This is a genomic window from Nonomuraea deserti (genome assembly GCF_004348685.1).
In the GTDB taxonomy this organism is placed as follows: domain Bacteria; phylum Actinomycetota; class Actinomycetes; order Streptosporangiales; family Streptosporangiaceae; genus Nonomuraea; species Nonomuraea deserti.
This window is the reverse complement of record NZ_SMKO01000009.1, coordinates 20,825-38,186: the sequence shown is the minus strand read 5'-3', so window position 1 is coordinate 38,186 and position 17,362 is coordinate 20,825. Positions and strand designations below refer to the sequence as shown.

Sequence of the window (17,362 nt, the reverse complement as noted above, 5' to 3'; positions counted from 1 at the left end):
CGGCGGGAGATTCCCTCTCGCAGGGGAGGACACGAGGTGCGGGACGCATGTCGACTGGTCACATGGGTTCCCCCGCGTTTTCTCCTGATCGTGCCGAAGCCCCCGCGCGACCCGGCACGCGTATCGTCGTGACCGGCCTGCTGGTGGCCCTGTGCTGCGTCGGCTTCGCCGTCGTCAACGTCATCTTCGAGCTGACCGGTCGTTTCGACGGCGGCCCCTACGCCGCGTACGCATCAGGCCTTCTCGTGATGAACTGGCTGGTCGTCGTCCTGAAGGTGGTGGGTGCGGGTGCGGCGTTGTCGTCGATCGCCGGCCGCCCCAGGACCCTCCCCCCGGCGGTTCTGGGCGTGGTGTTGTGGAGCGCGTTCGCCCTGCTGTCCATCTACGCTCTCGGCGCCGTCGGTCAAGCGATCGGCATGGCGCTGGGCCTGATGGGCTCGGCCGACCAGATCACCCTGGCCGGAGTCGCTTACGTGCTGTTCTTCACGTTGATGGCGATCGGATTCGGCGCCCTGGCGATCTCCTACTCGCGGCGCCTGCAGATTCGTAAGGGCGTCATCGCCCTCGGCGTCCTGGGCGGGCCCGTCGCCCTGGGGCTGATCCTGATGGCCATGCCGATGCTCCTGACCGCCCTCGGCGTCATGCCCGCCGCCTGACCTCAGCGGTGTGCTGCCTCCCCAGGACCGCGGCGGCCATCGACTGGTGGCCGGACGTGCTCGGGTGGAGGTGGTCGCCGCAGTCGTGGCGGGGGAGCAGGCGGGCAGGGTCGGCGGGGTCGCGGAGGGCGGCGTCGAAGTCGGCCACGCCGTCGAACGCGCCCGCGCTCCGGACGTACGCGTTGACCTCCTGTCGCGCTCGTTCCCCCTCCTCGGTGTGGTAATCGGCGCCCGCGTACGGGGTGAGCGTGCCGCCGACCACGCGGACCCCGGCGGCGCGGGCGGTCGCGGCGATGCGGGCGTACGCGGCGATGAGGTCACCCGCCCGCGCGCCCGCCCCGAGGTCGTTGAGCCCGGCGAACAGGATCACGACGGCTATGCCGGGTTTGGTCAGGACCTCGGCGGTCAGGCGGGCCTCGGCGGGGCGTCCGGTGCCCGCCGTCAGCACGCGGCCGCCGGAGACGCCCTCGTTGACCACGGCCAGTGGTGGCGATCCCTCGGCGGCCAGGTCGGCGAGGAGGTCCACCCAGCCGTGGCCGGTCTCGGAGCCGACACCGGTGGCGATCGAGTCTCCCAGCACCGCCACGGTCGACACGGGGGTGGGCGCGGTGACCGTCAGCGCGTCCAGCCAGTGCCAGACCGCCACCTCCTCGGTGAAGGCCCCCGAGCCCTCGTCGGCGGCATGGTCACCGGGGACCGACCGGTAGGCCGGCGAGGTGGCGGGTTCCCGCTCGGCGCACGAATGCCGGTCGCGCAGTGGCCGGTGGGCGTGGGTGGCGGGCTGCGGGGTGAGGACGGGCGGCGGGCACGCGGGGGCGGTGGCGCGGTTGCGGCCCGTCAGCGTCCCCGCCTCGCCCCGGACGTACAGGCTGATCGCTAGACGGCGGCGCGGGCGCACCCGTACGGGGAGCGGGTCGCTGAGAATCGTCGCGCCCGGCGGCACCGTGACCTCGGGGCTCCCGCCGAACGTCAGCATCCGGTTCGACCCCGGCTGCAGCGCCGCCCCCGCCGACGGGACGCCCACGCAGACGCGCCCGAACGTCACGGGCCGGTCCCCGAAGGCGTTGGTCAGCCGTACGCGCAGGCCGCTCCCGCCCACGGTGGTCCGCACGATGTTGCGCACGGTCAGGTCACGCAGGCCGCCGCCGAGCCGTTCGGCGGCGGCGGCCCACGTGGTGACGGGCCGGCCCGTCACCGTCCCCACGACGCGGTGAACGTGTACCGGCCCGACGCGACCCGGCACACCAGCGCCGAGCCGGAGACCCCGGCCGCCTCGACCCCCGCGACGCCCGAGACCCCCGAGACCCCCGAGACCTCCGAGACGCCGGAGACCCCCGCGACGCCCGAGACCCGCGCCCGCCGGTCGCCGGTCTGCGGTGCCGCCGGCCCGACGGTCACCGGCGTGCCGGACTCGCGGACCGACGCCGGGTCCGTGGTGGGCACGTGCACGGTGGCCAGCGCGCCCGGCGGGACGCGCACCTCCAGCGTCAACGCGCCCTCGGAGACCTCCCACCGGCTGCTCAGCCGCCCCAGCGGCGTGTCGTACGCCGCGGCCGCCCACCGCAGCCGGCCTCCGGGCAGCGGCCGGATGAGCGGCCGCCGGAACCCCACCGAGTCCTCCTCCTGCCCGATCCCCGCCACCCCGCTGTACAGCCACTCGCCCACCGAGCCCAGCGCGTAGTGGTTGAAGGAGTTCATCGCGACGGGCCCGAAGCCGTTCTCCTCCGTCCAGCCGTCCCACCGCTCCCAGATCGTGGTGGCCCCGCGCTTGATCGAGTAGCCCCAGGACGGGTAGCGGTCGTCGTGCAGCAGGTCGTAGGCGAGGTCGTGGCGTCCGTACGCGGACAGGACGGGGCCGAGCAGCCCCACCCCGGCGAACCCGGTGGTCAGCCGCCGCCCCCGCCGCTCCAGGTCGGCCACCAGGTGCCCCACGGCCGCGGGCACCAGGTCGTCGGGGACGAGGTCGTGCGCGAGCGCCAGCAGGTATCCCGTCTGCGTGTCGCCCGAGACCCGCCCGTCGGCGGACACGAACTCCCGCACGAACGCGTCCCCGATCCGCGCCCGCAGCCCCGCGTACCGTTCGGCGACGTCCGCGAGACCCAGCACGGAGGCGGCCCTGGCGGTGAGGTCGGCGCTCAGCGCGAAGTACGCGGTGGCCATCACGTCCCGGGAGGTGCGCACGCCCGCCTGCAGCCAGTCGCCGTAGTGGCTGCCCACCCGGTCACGCCAGACCAGGCCCGGGTTGTGGCGTTCGACGTGGTCCACCCACCGGCGCATGCTGGGCAGGCTGTCGCGCAGGACCCGCTCGTCGCCGTAGACCCGGTAGAGGTGCCACGGCACGACCGTGGCGGCGTCGCCCCAGCCGGGGGCGCCGTGCCGCTCCGTCATCACGTGCGGCACCACGTCGGGCACCGCGCCCTCGGGGGTCTGCGCGCAGCGCAGGTCGGCCAGCCAGCCGGTGAAGAACGCGGCCACGTCGGCGTTGTAGCAGGCGGTGGGCAGGAACACCTGCGCGTCGGCGGTCCAGCCGAGCCGCTCGTCCCGCTGCGGGCAGTCGGTCGGCACGGACACGAAGTTGCCCCGCTGGCTCCACCGGATGTTGCTCGTCAGCCGCCGCACCATGGCGTCGGAGCAGGAGAACTCGCCGGCGACCGGCGTGTCCGAGTGCATGGCCCGGCCGACCAGCTCGACGTCGGCGTGCCCGGTGACCTCCACGTAGCGGAAGCCGTGGACGGTGAAGCTCGGCTCGAACGTCTCCTCCGGCAGCCCCGCGGCCACGTAGTGGTCGGTCGCCTCGGCCGAGCGCAGGTTGGCGGTGTAGAGGCCGCCGCCGTCGTCGAGCGTCTCGCCGTGGCGCAGCGTGACGCGGGTGCCGGCCGGGGCGCCGCGCAGCGTCAGCCGCACCCGGCCGGCGATGTTCTGCCCCAGATCGACGATGGTACGGCCGTCGCCGTCCCGCCGGGTCTCGACGGGCACGAGGTCCTCGGTGACGCGGACGGGCCCGGCCGCGGCGGGCACGAGGACGTCGTGGTCGGTGTCCACGACGCGGACGGGGGCCCACGACGAGTCGTCGAAGCCGGGCAGGTCCCAGCCGGGCTGTTCCAGGCGGGCGTCGTACCACTCGCCCATCAGCAGGTCGGCGTAGCGCAGCGGCCCGGTGCTCTCCCGCCAGCTCCCGTCGGTGCCGACGACCGTGCGCGAGCCGTCGGCGTGCTCGGCCACGAGCTGGACGAGCAGTTCAGGACGCCTGCCGTACCGCTGGGCCTGCTGCCGGCCGTCCCAGCCGAGGCTGCCCGACCACCAGCCGTCCGCGAGCACCGCCCCCACGCAGGCGGGGCCGTCGCCGATCAGGTCGGTGACGTCGTACACCTGGTACGGGACGCGGTAGCGGTAGTCGGTCCAGCCGGGGGTCAGCTCGCCGTCGCCCACCCGGTGGCCGTTGACGCGCAGCTCGTACAGGCCGCGGGCGGTGCACGCGATCCGTACGGCGGTCACCGGTGACAGGTCGACGACGCGCCGGAAGTAGCGGGGCGCGGGCAGGGACCCGGTGCGTACGCTGCGGGGCTCACGGTCGTCGGCCGGCGGTTCGAACGGGGGCAGGGTCTCCGGGTCGTGGCCGATCCAGGCGGCCGCCCACTCGTCCGGGTGCAGCACGCCGGTGCCGAACCACGACTCGGCCGCCGCGACCGCGCCTTCGCTTGGGCCGTCCGCGGGCCGGACATGGACCTGCCAGGTGTAGCGGGCGAACGACGCCAGCGGCGCGCCCCCGTAAGAGGCGCTGGTGTCCTGGCCGTCGATCCAGCCGCTGTCCCAGGCCAGAGCGCCGCCGGAGCGGACCGTGATCCGGTACGCGGCCTGCGCGTCGCCGCGCCGGTCGGAGGCCAGCCGCCAGCTCAGCCTGGGCGCCCTGGCGGCGATGCCCTGCGGGGTGCCGAGGTGCTCGCAGCGCAGGTCGTACGGGTGCAGCGCGGCGCCGGCCGGAACCGCGGGGAGAGTCCATCCGCTCACCGCGTTCACCAGGCCCATTCCGTGGCCGGCCGGGCCAGCGTGTAGTGGCGCCGTGGCGCGGTGGGGTGGATCTTGCGCCCGCTGTACATCGGCCGGGCGGTGCCCTCGGGGCTGATGCCGATCACGTCGTCGCCGCGCCAGCGCACCTGGAACTCCCGGCCGGACGCGACCTCCGTGCTCGTCGACTCGGGCACGGGGAACGTGACGGTGACGCGCTCGCCCCGCCTGGGCGCGCGGACGGACAGGTAGCCGTCGGGCGCCCACGCCCCCGTCTCGGTCCCGCCGAACCCGTCGCCGTCGCGGGTCACGCGCACCTTGGCGTACCCGGCCCATTCGGGCACCCGCATCCGCAGCTCGCGCAGGTCCTGGTGCACGTCGAGGTCGACGCGGCCCTCGTGGGGGAGGTGGCTGAGCACGGTGACCCGCTCGGTGGCCCGGGTGAGCAGCAGGTTGACCCGCACGTCACGGTCGTCGCCGGTGACGATGGAGTTCCACCCCCAGAACAGCCCGCGCAGGCCGGAGCCGACGCAGCACGCCTGCACGTCGGCGGTGTGCCCGCGGCCCAGCTCGATGTCGCAGACGTAGTCGTTGGGCGCGCCGTACCCGGCGAAGGCGCCGCGCACCCGCTCGCCCACCCGCACATGCGTCACCCAGCCGGGCTCGTCGCCCGAGGTGTCGGGGGCCGACTCGACCCAGCCCAGGTCGAGCAGCTGGGACTCGACGAGGTGGTTGCGCAGGAACCGCTCCACCACGCCCCAGTAGCCGGTGTGCCCGGACCGGGCGAGCGTGACGCCGGTGCCGATCAGGTCGACCAGGGAGCAGCTCTCGTGCTCGTAGCGCTGGCCTTCGAGGTCGCCGGGCGTCCAGCCGAACCGGGTGGCCTGGGTGAGCGCCCAGTCGTAGGAGCGGCGTACGAACGCGGTCAGCTCGTGGTCGCCGGTGTGGCGGGCGTAGCGTGCCAGCCCTTCGAGGGTGCCGAGGCGGGTGTGGAAGTGGCCGCTGCGGTAGGCGCGGGCCGCGTTGAAGCTGCCGTCCTCGTGGTAGACGCCGCTCTTGTGCACGATCAGCCGGGCGAACCAGCCGCACAGCTCCAGCGCGTCCTCGTTGCCGGTCGCCTGGTGGTAGCGGAGCAGTGGCATGATCAGCCGGCCGCTGAACGACGCCGGGTCGGGGGCCAGGTGCAGCGCGATGGCGTTCGGGGACGGCCAGCCGTCGGGGGTGTACTCGGAGGCGGGGTAGAACCAGACGTCCCGCTCCTTGATCGCGATCCGCTTGAGCGCGGCCACGTGCCGGTCGGCCAGTTCCCTGGCCTTGGGGTCGCCGTCGGACACGTACCACGTGGTGAGCGACAGGAGCACGGCACGCTGGTCGATGAGGTTGGCGTTCGGGGCCCAGCCGGCGTCGGGGCGGGCCCGCCGATAGCTCAGCCCGTCGGGGCCGAAGAAGCTCGTCAGCCGCCGCCTGAAGCCGTCCTCGACCTCCCGCCAGGTGTCCTTGCCCGTCATGTGCCGGGCGAGCAGGCACGCGTCGAGCAGCCGGCCGTGGCTGGAGCCGTAGTCCCAGTCGCCGTGCCGCAGTGCCGCGGGCCGGGCGAGCAGGTCGGCGCTGAAGTACGGAATGCCGTCCATGTCCGCGTCGGGCAGTCCGGCCACCGCGTTCATCGCCAGCTCGGCCCGCTCTTCGAGCAGCACGGTGTCGGGGATCTCTGGCATGGGCCATCCCTTCGTCGCACATAAATATTCAACTGTGCATAGATGTCACATTCAGCCTGCTTCGCCGGTTGACTCGCGTCAAGGTGTGCATAGATATTCGTATCTTGTTGTATATGTAACGGTGAGGGAGGATGGTGGCATGAGCGTTGATCCGGTGGTGCGGCCAGGTGCTGGTGCGGCGGTGACCCTGCGGCCCGTGACGGGAGCCCGCCTCCAGGACGGGTTCTGGGGGGCGCGGCAGCGGGTCAACCGCGCGGTGACCATCCCGCTCGGCGGCGAGCGGGTGCGCGACTCCGGCGCCTTCGACAACCTGCGGCACGCCGCCCGCGGCGCCGGAGGGGAACACCCCGCCGAACACCGGGGGAAGGTCTTCGCCGACTCCGACGTCTACAAGTGGCTGGAGGCGCTGGCCTGGGAGCGGGGGAGGCGCGAGGACGACGGCCTCGCCCGGTCGTACGCGGAGGCGTCGGAGCTGGTCGCCGCCGCGCAGTGCGCCGACGGCTACCTCCACACGCACACCCAGCTCACCGGCCGGCGACGTTACTCCGACCTGGCCTCCAGCCATGAGCTCTACTGCGCGGGCCACCTCATGCAGGCCGCCGTCGCGGGCCGCCGCGCCACCGGCGACGAGACGTTGCTGCGGGTCGCCGCCCGCTTCGCCGACCACCTGGCCAAGGACCTCCCCGGGGACGCGCTCGACGGTCACCCCGAGGTCGAGATGGGCCTGGCCGAGCTGCACCGCGAGACCGGCGCGCCCGCGTACCTCGATCTCGCCGCCCGCCAGGTGGCCGCGAGGGGCCGCTCGCTCATCCAGCTCAAGGGCCACCACGGCCCCGGCTACCGGCAGGACCGCGTGCCGGTCGCCGAGGCCACCACGGTCGAGGGGCACGCCGTGCGCGCGATGTATCTCGCCGCGGGAGCGACCGACGTCGCCGTCGAGACCTCCGACCTCGACCTGCTCGCCGCCCTCGACCGGCAGTGGCGCGACATGGTGGCCACCAAGACCTACCTGACCGGCGGTCTCGGCTCCAACTGGTACGGCGAGGCGTTCGGCGGCCACCACGAGCTGGCGCCCGACACCGCGTACTGCGAGACCTGCGCGGCGATCGGCAGCATCCAGTGGTCGTGGCGGATGTTGCTGGCGACCGGCGACGCCGCGTTCGCCGACCTGATCGAGCGCACCCTCTACAACGCCGTGCTGCCCGGCGTCTCGCTCGACGGCGAGCACTTCTTCTACGTCAACGCGCTGCGCGTGCGCGCGGGCGCGGACCCCGACGACCTGCGCGCCCCCGCGCGGGGCCGGCAGGGCTGGTACGGCACCGCCTGCTGCCCGCCGAACGTGATGCGCCTGTTCTCCTCCCTCGACCACTACCTGGCCACCCGCGACGGCGACGGCGTCCAGCTCCACCTGTACGCGCCCGGCACCGTGCGCGCCGGCGGCGTGCTGCTGGAGGTGGAGACCGGCTACCCGTGGACCGGCCGCGTCGAGATCGTGGTCAAGGAGACCCCCGACCACCCGTGGACGCTGTCGGCCCGCATCCCCGCCTGGGCCGACGCGGCCGGTGTCGAGGCGGCCGGCATCGACGGGCGGCCGGCCGAGCCGGGCGGCTACCACCGCGTGCGCAGGACGTGGCGGCCGGGCGACCGGGTGGTGCTGGACCTCGCGATCCGCCCCAGGCTGACGGCCGCCGTGCCCCGGCTCGACGTCGCCCGCGGCCAGGTCGCGGTCGAGCGCGGGCCGCTGGTCTACTGCCTGGAGCAGGCCGACCACCCGGGGGTGATCGTCGACGACCTGTGCCTGGCCGCGGCGGACCTCCGCGACGCGAGCGCGGTCGCCGGCCTGCCCGCCGACGTGGTGCCGGTCACCGCGCGCGGCCGGGTCCACGTGCACCGGGAGGACGACGGCGGTTTTCCCTACCGCACCGCCGTCGCCCCCCAGGACCCGGAGCACGCGGGCCCGGCCGATCTCACGTTCGTCCCGTACTACGCGTGGGCCAACCGCGGGGCCGGGCCGATGACGGTCTGGACGCCCATGCACCGGGCCTGACCCGCGTGCCGGCGCGAGCGCGTCCAGCCTGGCGCGCTCCCTCGCCTGGCGCGCTCCCTCGCCTGGCGTGCTGCCCCGCCTGCCCGGCCTCCCCGGCGGCCGGGCAAAGGAAGGGTCATGATCTGTGATCACAGGTGGAAAACGGGTATGTCGTAGCGGCCGTTCACGATGACTTCCGATCGCGCCATGCACAGCCCGAGAGCGGAGGCGGCCCCGATGGAAGCGGTGCGGTGGAAGCGGTGGACGGCGGGATGTGATGATGTCCCCAACGCTACGGGGAGGAAGCGATCGTGGGGTCCCTCGCGGGCAGCGGGCTGCCCCCGGATGACGTCGTCGTCTCCGCTCTTCGGGCGGGCGACGAGGAGATGTTCGCGACGCTGCTCGACACCTGGGCGCGGGGCATGCTGCGGGTGGCCCGCTCGTACGTCTCCACCGACGACTCCGCGGAAGAGGTCGTGCAGGACACGTGGCTGGCGGTGATCGGCGCCATCGACGGTTTCGAGGGGCGCTCGTCCGTGAAGACCTGGGTCTACCGCATCCTCGTGAACACGGCGAAGAAGCGCAGCGTGCGGGAGAGCCGTACACTGCCGTGGAGCGCCTTCGAGCGGGACGCCGGCCCGGCCGTCGATCCCGCCCGGTTCGACGGGATCGACGCGGCCCTGCCGGCAAGCTGGAAGGAGGCACCCGCGGCCTGGCCGACGCCTGAAGGGCAGGCGCTCGCCGCGGAGGTGCGGGGCCTGATCGGCGAGGCGCTGGCGACGTTGCCCCCGCGGCAGCGCATCGTGATCACGCTGCGCGACGTCGAGGGATGCACCTCCGAGGAGGTGTGCGAGATCCTGGAGATCTCCGCCGTCAACCAGCGGGTGCTGCTGCATCGAGCCCGTGCGGCGGTCCGCGATCTGTTGGAGAGTTACTTCGAGTCGGTGAAGCAGCCAGAATAGGTGAAACGGTTCAATACGCGGAAGGTAAGGCGGTTAACGTCGTGAAGCGGTTCACGTGCGGCGAACTGGTGGAATCCATTACCGCTTACCTCGACGACGCCCTCGACCCGCCCGACCGCGCCGGGTTCGAGACCCACGCGGCCTGCTGTGACGACTGCCGGCGCTACGTCCACCAGTTCCGCGTCACCATCCGGGCGGTCGGCGACCAGCCTCCGGAGAAGTTGACGGACCGCACGCGGGAGCGGCTGATGTCCGCCTTCAAGCAGCGGCGACAATCCTGACAATTCCCCCGTAACGCTCGCGCGGCTGGCGGCTCTATAGAGCCATGTGCCACGCGAGGGCAAGACGATGATCGGGCTCACGGCCGAGGGCTCGCCGCTCAGAGACGCCTCGGAGGTCGGGGACTACGCGCACCGGTGCTTCCGCTCCACCGGTGACGACCGGGTGGGCGTGGAGCTGGAGTTCCTCGTCTTCGACCGCACGTCGGCCACCCGCCACGTCCCCATGGACAGGGTCGAGCGGGCGTTGCCGCCACTGCCCGGCGGGAGCCGGGTCACCTTCGAACCGGGCGGCCAGCTGGAGCTGTCCGGCCCGGCCGGCTCGCTGACCGGCGCGATCGACGGCCTCACCGCCGACGTGGCCGCCGCCCGCCGGGCCCTGGCGCGCGACGGCATGGTGCTGGCGGGCGTGGGCCTCGACCCGATGCGCCCGGCGGTACGGCAGTTACAGCAGCCGCGGTACGACGCGATGGCGGAGTTCCTCGGCCGGCCGTACGGGGCGCTGATGATGTGCTGCACGGCGTCCATCCAGGTCAACCTGGACCTGGGGGAGCAACCCCGGACGCGGTGGGAGCGGGCGCACCTGCTCGGCCCGGTGCTGACCGCGGCCTTCGCCAACTCGCCGCTGAGCCGGGGCCGGCCGTGCGGATGGATGTCGGGCCGCCAGGCCGTGTGGGAGCACCTCGACCCCACCAGGACGGCGCCCGTACCCGCGTCCGCCGACCCAGCGGACGATTGGGCCCGCTACCTGCTCGACGCCCGCGTCATGCTGGTGCGGGAGGGCGAGGAACGCTGCCGCACCGTCCGCGACGGCTCGACCTTCCGCGACTGGCTGGGCTCGCGCGAGCGCCCGCCCACCGCCGAGGACCTGGCCTACCACGCCACCACGGTGTTCCCGCCCGTGCGGCCCCGGGGCTGGCTGGAGCTCCGCTTCCTGGACGCCCAGCGTCCGGCGGACTGGCCGGTGTGCGTGGCCGTCACCCACGCCCTGATCAGCGACGACCGCGCCGCCGACGCCGCGCTCGCCGCCGTCGAGTCCTGCCTGGGACCCCGGTGGCGGCAAGGGTCCGGGCCGGAGCGCGCGACCTGGGCGGCGGCCGCGCGCCGCGGCCTGTCCGACCCCCGGCTCGCCCGCGCCGCGGACGCCTGCTTCCGCGCCGCCCTCGAGGCGCTGCCCCGCCTGGGCGCCACCCCCGCCCTGATCGGCGCGGTGGCGGCGTTCGCCGACCGGTACGTGACGACCGGCCGCTCCCCGGCGGCCGACCTGATGGACCTGGTGAGACAACCGGGGCGGCGGCTGCCGGCCTGGCTGACCGAAGAGGCACAAAGTTGACCTACTCCCCACGGCCGAAGCCGAGGGTCTCTGACGAAGGAGCAGCCTTGACGAGCGACTTCAAGGAACGCATCGCGAACGATCTGCTCGCGGTGCGCAGCCGGTCCCTGACCTACACGGAGGCGGACGACGACCTGCTCGTACGCCAGCATTCACCGCTGATGTCGCCCCTGGTGTGGGACCTCGCGCACGTCGGCAACTACGAGGAGTTGTGGGTGCTGCGCGAGGCCGGCGGCATCACACCGCTCAGGCCCGAGATCGACGACATCTACGACGCCTTCAAGACCCCGCGCAAGGATCGCCCCAGCCTGCCCATCCTCGGACCGGCGGAGGCCCGCCGCTACATCGAGGGCGTGCGCGGCCGCGTCCTCGACGTCCTGGACGCCGTCGACTTCGACGATCCCGCGCCGCTGCGCCGCGACGGTTTCGTCTTCGGCCTGGTCATCCAGCACGAGCACCAGCACGACGAGACCATGCTGGCCACGCTGCAGCTGTCGAAGGAGCCCGGCCTGGTACGCGACGGGCACCTGCCGCCGGCCCGCAACGCCGGACGGGACGAGGTGTTGGTGCCCGCCGGCCCCTTCCTCATGGGCACCGACAGCCAGCCGTGGGCCTACGACAACGAGCGCCCCGCCCACCGCGTCGACCTGCCCGGCTACTGGATCGACCGGCTGCCCGTCGGCAACGGCGCCTACGCCGCGTTCATCGAGGACGGCGGCTACCACGACCCCCGCTGGTGGACCCGGGAAGGCTGGGAGTGGCGGCAGCGGATCGGCGTCTTCGCCCCGCTGTTCTGGACCAAGGACGGCGGCGCCTGGCACCGCACCCGCTTCGGCCGCACCGAGCCCGTGCCGATGGACGAGCCGGTGCAGCACGTGTCCTGGTACGAGGCCGACGCCTACGCCCGCTGGGCGGGCAAGCGGCTGCCCACCGAGGCCGAGTGGGAGAAGGCCTGCGGCTGGGACCCCGAGGCGGGCCGGGCACGGAAATACCCGTGGGGCGACCACGAGCCCACCCCCGACCTGGCCAACCTCGGCCACCGCGCCGCCCGGCCCGCGCCGCTCGGCGCCTACCCGGCCGGCGCCGGCGCGTACGGGACCGAGCAGATGATCGGCGACGTGTGGGAGTGGACCGGCACGTGGTTCGACGGCTACCCGGGTTTCCGCAGCTTCCCGTACCGGGAGTACAGCGAGGTCTTCTTCGGCCAGGAGTACAGGGTGCTGCGCGGCGGCTCGTGGGCGGCCGACCCGGCGGCGATCCGCACCACGTTCAGGAACTGGGACTACCCGATCCGCCGGCAGATCTTCACCGGGTTCCGCTGCGCCCGTGACGGGGAGCGGGCCTAGTGTGCCGGCACGCGGCCTGGCTGGGCGCCCCCCGCGCCCTGGCCACGCTGATCCAGGAGCCCGAGCACGGCCTGCTCGCCCAGTCGTACGCGCCCCGGCGGCAGCGGCACGGCACGGTCAACGCCGACGGCTTCGGCATGGGCTGGTACGACCCCGCCCGCGCCGAGCCCGTCCGCTACCGGCGCGCCATCCCGATGTGGGCCGACGCCAACCTGCCCGCGCTCGCCCAGGTCGCCCTCTCGGGCTGCCTGCTGGGAGCCGTACGGTGCGCCACCGTCGGCATGCCGGTCGAGGAGAGCGCCACCGCGCCGTTCACCGACGGCCCGTGGATGCTCAGCCACAACGGCCGCGTCGAACGGGACGCGGTCAGGGCGCTCGCCGACAGCGCCGAGAGCGCCTGCGACTCCGCCTGGCTCGCCGCCGCCGTCTTCCAGCGGTTGCGCGCGGAGCCCGACCTCGGGGAGGCCCTCACGGAGGTCGTCGCCCACGCCGGGGAGAAGGACCCCGGCGCCCGCCTGAACCTGCTCGCCTGCGACGGCGCGTCCATCGCCGCGACCGTCTGGGGCGACACGCTCTTCGTCCACCGTCACCAGGACGGCGTGGTCGTGGCGAGCGAACCGCTCGACGACCTGCCCGGCTGGCAGGCCGTGCCGGACCGCAGCCTGCTGCTCGCCTCGTCCGAAGGCGTGCGCGTCCAGCCCATGTGACCCTTTCCTGAGGAGACACCGTGCCCGTCAGCCATTCGACCGTGCGTCTGATCAACCACCTCGACCTCGACTACTTGCGCTCCTCCCTCGAAAAGGATGTCAGGATTGGCCTGACATCGACGCCGAAGTCCCTGCCGCCCAAATGGTTCTACGACGAGGCCGGCAGCGACCTGTTCTCGCAGATCACCAGGCTGCCCGAGTACTACCCGACCCGGCGCGAGCTGGCCATCCTGCGGGAACGCGCCGCCGAGCTCGCCACCGCCAGCGGCGCCGACACGCTGGTCGAGCTGGGATCGGGCACCAGCGAGAAGACCGTGCTGCTGCTCGACGCCCTCACCGCGGCCGGCACGCTGCGCGGCTACACGCCGGTCGACGTCGACGCGGTCACGCTCGCCGCGGCGGCGCAGCGGCTGGCCGAACGCTACCCGGGGCTGGCGGTACGCGCGGTGTGCGCCGACTTCGAACGCCACCTGCGGCTGCTGCCCCGCACCGGCCGGCGCATGGTGGCCTTCCTCGGCGGCACGATCGGCAACCTCGAACCCGACGCCCGCCGGGTCTTCATGAAGGAGTTGCGCGGCACGCTCCGTCCCGGGGACACGTTCCTGCTCGGGGCCGACCTGGTGAAGGACAGGAGGCGGCTGGTCGCCGCCTACGACGACGCGGCCGGGGTGACGGCCGCCTTCAACCGCAACGTGCTGCACGTGATCAACCGGGAGCTGGACGCCGACTTCGAGCCGGACGCGTTCGAGCACGTCGCCCGCTACGACGAGGAGCACGACTGGATCGAGATGCGGCTGCGGGCGTCCCGGGCCATGCGGGTGCACGTCGCGGCGCTCGACCTGGACGTGGACTTCGCCGAGGGGGAGGAGACGCGTACGGAGATCAGCGCCAAGTTCCGCCCTGACGGCCTGCGCGCCGAGCTGACCGCGGCCGGCTTCACCGTCAGCCGCTGGTTCACCGACCCCGCGGAGGACTTCAGCCTGGCGCTGGCCCAGGCATGATCGGCCAGGCGTGATCGGCAAGGCGTGGCGGGCGGCACGATCCGTCGTGCCGCCGGGCCATCTCGACGCGGCCGGCTGCAACGTACCCGGCGACCGGGTGTTCGACGCGGTCGCCGGGCACCTGCGGCTCGAACGCGAGCGCGGCGGCTACGCGGCCGAGCCCGACCTCACCGGGCCGAAGTCCGCCCTGGCCACCCTGATCGGCGCTAGCGGTTCGGTCGGCGCGATCGGCGAGGGCTTCGCGGCCGGTCCGGTCGGCGCGGGTGGCGAGGGTTGCGCGGTCGGGGCGGTCGGCGCGGGCGGCGCGTCTCCCGGCGATGTGGCGTTCGTGGAGAGCGGTACGGCGGCCATGGCGGCGCTGCTCGGCGGCTGGCGGCTCCCACCGGGCAGCCGCGTCGGCTTCGCCCGCACCGAGTACGGCAGCACCCTGATGCTCCTGCGCCGCCTGGCCGCCGGCCGCTCCTGGACGCTCGTCGAACTGCCCGTGGACGCCGACTCCCGCCTCGACCTCGACGGCCTCGATGCCGCGCTCGCCACGGGGCTGGACCTGGTCACCCTGGTCCACATCGCCTCCCACCGGGGCGTCGTCCAGCCCGCGCGGGAGGCCGGCGCGTTGTGCCGCGCCGCCGGGGTTCCACTGGTGCTGGACGCCTGCCAGTCCTTCGGCCACACGGACGTGAGCGGGGTGGGCGCGACCGCCTACGTGGGCACGTCCCGCAAGTGGCTCGCCGGCCCGCGCGGGGTCGGCTTCCTCATCGTGCCCGGGCTCGCGACGGAGATGGACGCCGCAGCCCCCGCACTCGGCGGCCATGCGTGGGCGGCGGACGGCAGTCCTGAGCCCCTGCCGGGGGCGATCCGCTACGAGGGTTCGGAGGGAGCGATCGCGTCCCGGGTCGGGCTCGGCGTCGCCGTACGGGAATACCAGGAGCTCGGCCCCGCGGACCTGCACGAGCACGTGGCGGAGCTGGGCCGCACAACCCGGCACCTCCTCCACGGCGCCGGCGGCTGGCAGGTGGCCGAGCCGCTCGACGAGCCCTCGGCCATCGTCACCCTCCGGCCTCCGGCGGGCGACTCGGTCGAGGCCGCACGGGCCCGGGCCGCGGCGGCGGGACTGCTCGTGGGCGCCGCACCCGTCGCCAGGGCGCCGCTGGACCTGCGAGAGCCCGTGCTCCGCGTCTCGCCCGCCCCCGGTACGGAGGCCGAAACCCTGCACACCCTGGCCCGCGTCCTCAGCGCGCCGTACGGACCGACCCGGCCGCCCGCGTGCTGACCTGCGCGGGCCCGGATACTGTGGAGCGAATCAGCAGAGGGAAGAGGATGGATGAACGCGCGTTCCGGGGCGGGCGACCGCCTCACCGCTCTGGGCACGCAGCTGCTCGAGGTGCACATCTGGCTGCGCGAGATGCTGGACGACCTCCAGGACGGCATCGACGACTACTTTGACGGCAACGGGCTGCCGCCCCGCGACCTGCGCGCCCACTGCCTGTCCTTCTGCACGGCGCTGACCCGCCACCACACCGGCGAGGACAGAGGCGCGTTCCCGGCGATCGCCGAGGAGTTCCCCGAGTTGCGCAAGGTGCTCTCCGACCTGCGCAGCGACCACAACCAGCTCGACTGGCTCATGGGAAACCTGCGCAAGCTCCTCGAATCCCTCCCCGAGCAGCCGGACCCCGCCACGGCCGCCAAGGTGCGCGAGGAGGTGGGGGCGCTGTCGGCGGTCATGCAGACGCACTTCATCTACGAGGAGAAGAAACTGATCTCCGCGCTCAACTCGATGGACGTTCCCGAGTGGCGCGGCAACCGGCCCGACTTCCTGCTGACCGACCACGAGGACGGCGCCTGACACCTCCTTTACCTGGGATGCTTGATCAGCCAGGTTGATGATCTTGCTACGGGCGTCGCAAATCTTCTACACTTGTTGCATGACTGCTATTCCAGCCCGAGAACTCCGAAACCATACGGCCGATGTTCTGCGGCGCGTCGAAAGCGGCGAGGAGATCGAGGTGCTCAGGGATGGTCAGCCGATTGCGAAGATCATCCCGTTCACGCGCCGCCGCCGGTGGATCTCTGCTGTCGAGGTCGGCAGTGAGCTGGCTCGCCTGGGCTCGGACACGACAGGTCTGGCAGGGGAACTGCGGGAAACCCTCACCGAGACGACAGACGATCTACCGTGGTAGAACGCAAGCGCGCATTGGCCGACACCTCGGTCTTCATTGGCTTGGAAGCAGAGCGCTTCGATGCCGCTCGGTTCGCTGACTACGAATGGGGCGTCTCAGTCGTGACCCTCGGGGAGCTCAGACTGGGCGTGCTGCAGGCTCGTGACTCCGAGACATCGGCCCGGCGGCTGTCCACCTACCAACTCGCCGAGCGCTTCGAACCCATCGTCATCGACGAGGCTGTCTCGGACGCTTGGTCCCTGCTGGTCTCCCGCCTCAGAGTCGCAGGGCGCAAGGCGCCCATCAACGACAGCTGGATCGCCGCCACGGCCATCGCCCACAAAGTCCCCGTCGTCACTCAGGATTCGGACTACGACGAGATGCCCGGCCTCGACGTGATCAAGCTCTAAGCTCCGGGGCTCGCCCTGCCGATGCCAGAATCGATGTCACTCCAGCCGGGAGCCTGGTGCCGTGGGCCGCCGTGAAAATCCCTGAGGCCCGCGTCCGGTTGGACCGGCGGGGGAGCGCAGTCTCACGGGGTTGTCGCGGCCCGCTCGGACTCGCTACGGTCGTGCAACCGTGACCGGTCCCGCGCAGCGCCCCTTGCTCTTCCTCGACGTCGACGGGCCGCTCATTCCCTTCGGCCCGCCACCGGAGCACCACCCCGACGGGCATCCGGCCTATCCGACGAGCGGCGCGTCACTGGAGTCGAATCCCCTCCTGGCCAGGATCAACCCCGCGCACGGGCCCCGGCTAAGCACACTGCCCTGCGAGCTGGTCTGGGCCACAACCTGGATGGAGGACGCGAACGAGTGCGTCGCGCCCATACTCGGCCTGCCGCGGTTGCCCGTGGTGGACTGGCCGGAGCCCTCCGACGTCGACGAGCAGGACGAGCGGAACGGGATGCACTGGAAGACCCGCGCCCTCGTCGGCTGGGCGGCGGGGCGCCCGTTCGCCTGGGTGGACGACGAGATCACCGACGTGGATCGCGCCTGGGTGTCCGCGCACCACCGGGGGCGGGCACTGCTCCATCGCGTCGATCCCCGCCAGGGCCTCGGCGACGCCGACTACGCCGTACTGACCGAGTGGTCGCACAGGATGCGCGGAAACGCCTCGCTCAGGACGGGCCGGGGTGGGTAGGCGTGGTGGTCCGGCATCTGGCACTGCCCGGCCAAGG

The 17,362-nt window shown here is 73.1% G+C and carries 16 protein-coding genes; 13 read left to right on the top strand and 3 right to left on the bottom strand.

Annotation, left to right across the window (positions count from 1 at the left end; translation table 11 throughout):
* The first annotated feature begins 128 nt into the window (after positions 1–128).
* A complete protein-coding gene (locus E1292_RS05925) occupies positions 129–656 on the top strand; it encodes a hypothetical protein (RefSeq protein ID WP_132592802.1) in 528 nt (175 codons plus the stop codon).
* Here the strand turns inward: E1292_RS05925 and E1292_RS05920 are convergent.
* The 3 genes from E1292_RS05920 to E1292_RS05910 are packed head-to-tail and all read right to left on the bottom strand — an operon-like array spanning position 640 to position 6,376.
* Entirely contained in the window at positions 640–1,851 is a 1,212-nt protein-coding gene (locus tag E1292_RS05920; RefSeq protein WP_132592800.1) for a GDSL-type esterase/lipase family protein, read from the bottom strand. The two genes, E1292_RS05925 and E1292_RS05920, sit on opposite strands and share 17 nt — an antisense overlap.
* Positions 1,848–4,664 (bottom strand): alpha-L-rhamnosidase, encoded by a 2,817-nt coding sequence (locus E1292_RS05915; protein ID WP_132592798.1) that lies wholly within the window; start codon positions 4,662–4,664, stop codon positions 1,848–1,850. Before E1292_RS05915 ends, E1292_RS05920 begins: the two co-directional genes overlap by 4 nt.
* A gap of 5 nt (positions 4,665–4,669) precedes the next feature.
* Positions 4,670–6,376, bottom strand: coding sequence for a glycoside hydrolase family protein (locus E1292_RS05910; RefSeq protein WP_132592796.1), 1,707 nt, complete (start codon positions 6,374–6,376; stop codon positions 4,670–4,672).
* A 139-nt stretch (positions 6,377–6,515) separates the two neighbouring features.
* Between E1292_RS05910 and E1292_RS05905 the strand changes: the two genes are divergently transcribed.
* From E1292_RS05905 to E1292_RS05850, 12 genes are all read left to right on the top strand, one after another.
* Complete coding sequence (locus tag E1292_RS05905; protein ID WP_132592794.1) at positions 6,516–8,423, top strand: glycoside hydrolase family 127 protein; 1,908 nt, start codon at positions 6,516–6,518, stop codon at positions 8,421–8,423.
* 290 nt (positions 8,424–8,713) lie between these two features.
* A complete protein-coding gene (locus tag E1292_RS05900; protein ID WP_246089954.1) occupies positions 8,714–9,364 on the top strand; it encodes an RNA polymerase sigma factor in 651 nt (216 codons plus the stop codon).
* A gap of 41 nt (positions 9,365–9,405) precedes the next feature.
* Positions 9,406–9,645: an anti-sigma factor family protein gene (locus tag E1292_RS05895; RefSeq protein ID WP_132592792.1), complete on the top strand. Its 240-nt coding sequence runs from the start codon at positions 9,406–9,408 to the stop codon at positions 9,643–9,645.
* A 67-nt stretch (positions 9,646–9,712) separates the two neighbouring features.
* Entirely contained in the window at positions 9,713–10,975 is a 1,263-nt protein-coding gene (gene egtA, locus E1292_RS05890) for an ergothioneine biosynthesis glutamate--cysteine ligase EgtA (RefSeq protein WP_132592790.1), read from the top strand.
* A 47-nt stretch (positions 10,976–11,022) separates the two neighbouring features.
* Complete coding sequence (gene egtB / locus E1292_RS05885) at positions 11,023–12,321, top strand: ergothioneine biosynthesis protein EgtB (RefSeq protein WP_132592788.1); 1,299 nt, start codon at positions 11,023–11,025, stop codon at positions 12,319–12,321.
* The gene (gene egtC / locus E1292_RS05880; RefSeq protein WP_132592786.1) at positions 12,321–13,028 is read left to right on the top strand and encodes an ergothioneine biosynthesis protein EgtC; all 708 of its coding nucleotides are present in this window, start codon (positions 12,321–12,323) and stop codon (positions 13,026–13,028) included. The genes egtB and egtC overlap by 1 nt, the downstream gene beginning before the upstream one ends.
* Before the next feature lie 20 nt (positions 13,029–13,048).
* Positions 13,049–14,029, top strand: coding sequence for an L-histidine N(alpha)-methyltransferase (gene egtD, locus E1292_RS05875; RefSeq protein WP_132592784.1), 981 nt, complete (start codon positions 13,049–13,051; stop codon positions 14,027–14,029).
* 10 nt (positions 14,030–14,039) lie between these two features.
* A complete protein-coding gene (locus tag E1292_RS05870) occupies positions 14,040–15,299 on the top strand; it encodes an aminotransferase class V-fold PLP-dependent enzyme (protein WP_132592782.1) in 1,260 nt (419 codons plus the stop codon).
* 51 nt (positions 15,300–15,350) lie between these two features.
* Positions 15,351–15,872, top strand: coding sequence for a hemerythrin domain-containing protein (locus tag E1292_RS05865; RefSeq protein ID WP_132592780.1), 522 nt, complete (start codon positions 15,351–15,353; stop codon positions 15,870–15,872).
* A 79-nt stretch (positions 15,873–15,951) separates the two neighbouring features.
* A complete protein-coding gene (locus E1292_RS05860) occupies positions 15,952–16,206 on the top strand; it encodes a type II toxin-antitoxin system Phd/YefM family antitoxin (RefSeq protein ID WP_132592778.1) in 255 nt (84 codons plus the stop codon).
* Positions 16,200–16,595: a type II toxin-antitoxin system VapC family toxin gene (locus E1292_RS05855; RefSeq protein WP_132592776.1), complete on the top strand. Its 396-nt coding sequence runs from the start codon at positions 16,200–16,202 to the stop codon at positions 16,593–16,595. Before E1292_RS05860 ends, E1292_RS05855 begins: the two co-directional genes overlap by 7 nt.
* Before the next feature lie 169 nt (positions 16,596–16,764).
* Positions 16,765–17,325 carry an HAD domain-containing protein gene (locus E1292_RS05850; RefSeq protein ID WP_132592774.1) on the top strand — a complete coding sequence of 187 codons (561 nt, stop codon included), beginning with the start codon at positions 16,765–16,767 and terminating at the stop codon, positions 17,323–17,325.
* The last annotated feature ends 37 nt before the right edge of the window (positions 17,326–17,362 follow it).

What these genes read in the sequence shown, in the direction of transcription:
- E1292_RS05905 (WP_132592794.1), top strand. Translation starts at nt 6,516, where the DNA reads ATGAGCGTTGATCCGGTGGTGCGGCCAGGTGCTGGTGCGGCGGTGACC.
- egtA (WP_132592790.1), top strand. Translation starts at nt 9,713, where the DNA reads ATGATCGGGCTCACGGCCGAGGGCTCGCCGCTCAGAGACGCCTCGGAG.
- E1292_RS05860 (WP_132592778.1), top strand. Translation starts at nt 15,952, where the DNA reads ATGACTGCTATTCCAGCCCGAGAACTCCGAAACCATACGGCCGATGTT.
- E1292_RS05865 (WP_132592780.1), top strand. Translation starts at nt 15,351, where the DNA reads ATGAACGCGCGTTCCGGGGCGGGCGACCGCCTCACCGCTCTGGGCACG.
- E1292_RS05910 (WP_132592796.1), bottom strand. Translation starts at nt 6,376, where the DNA reads ATGCCAGAGATCCCCGACACCGTGCTGCTCGAAGAGCGGGCCGAGCTG.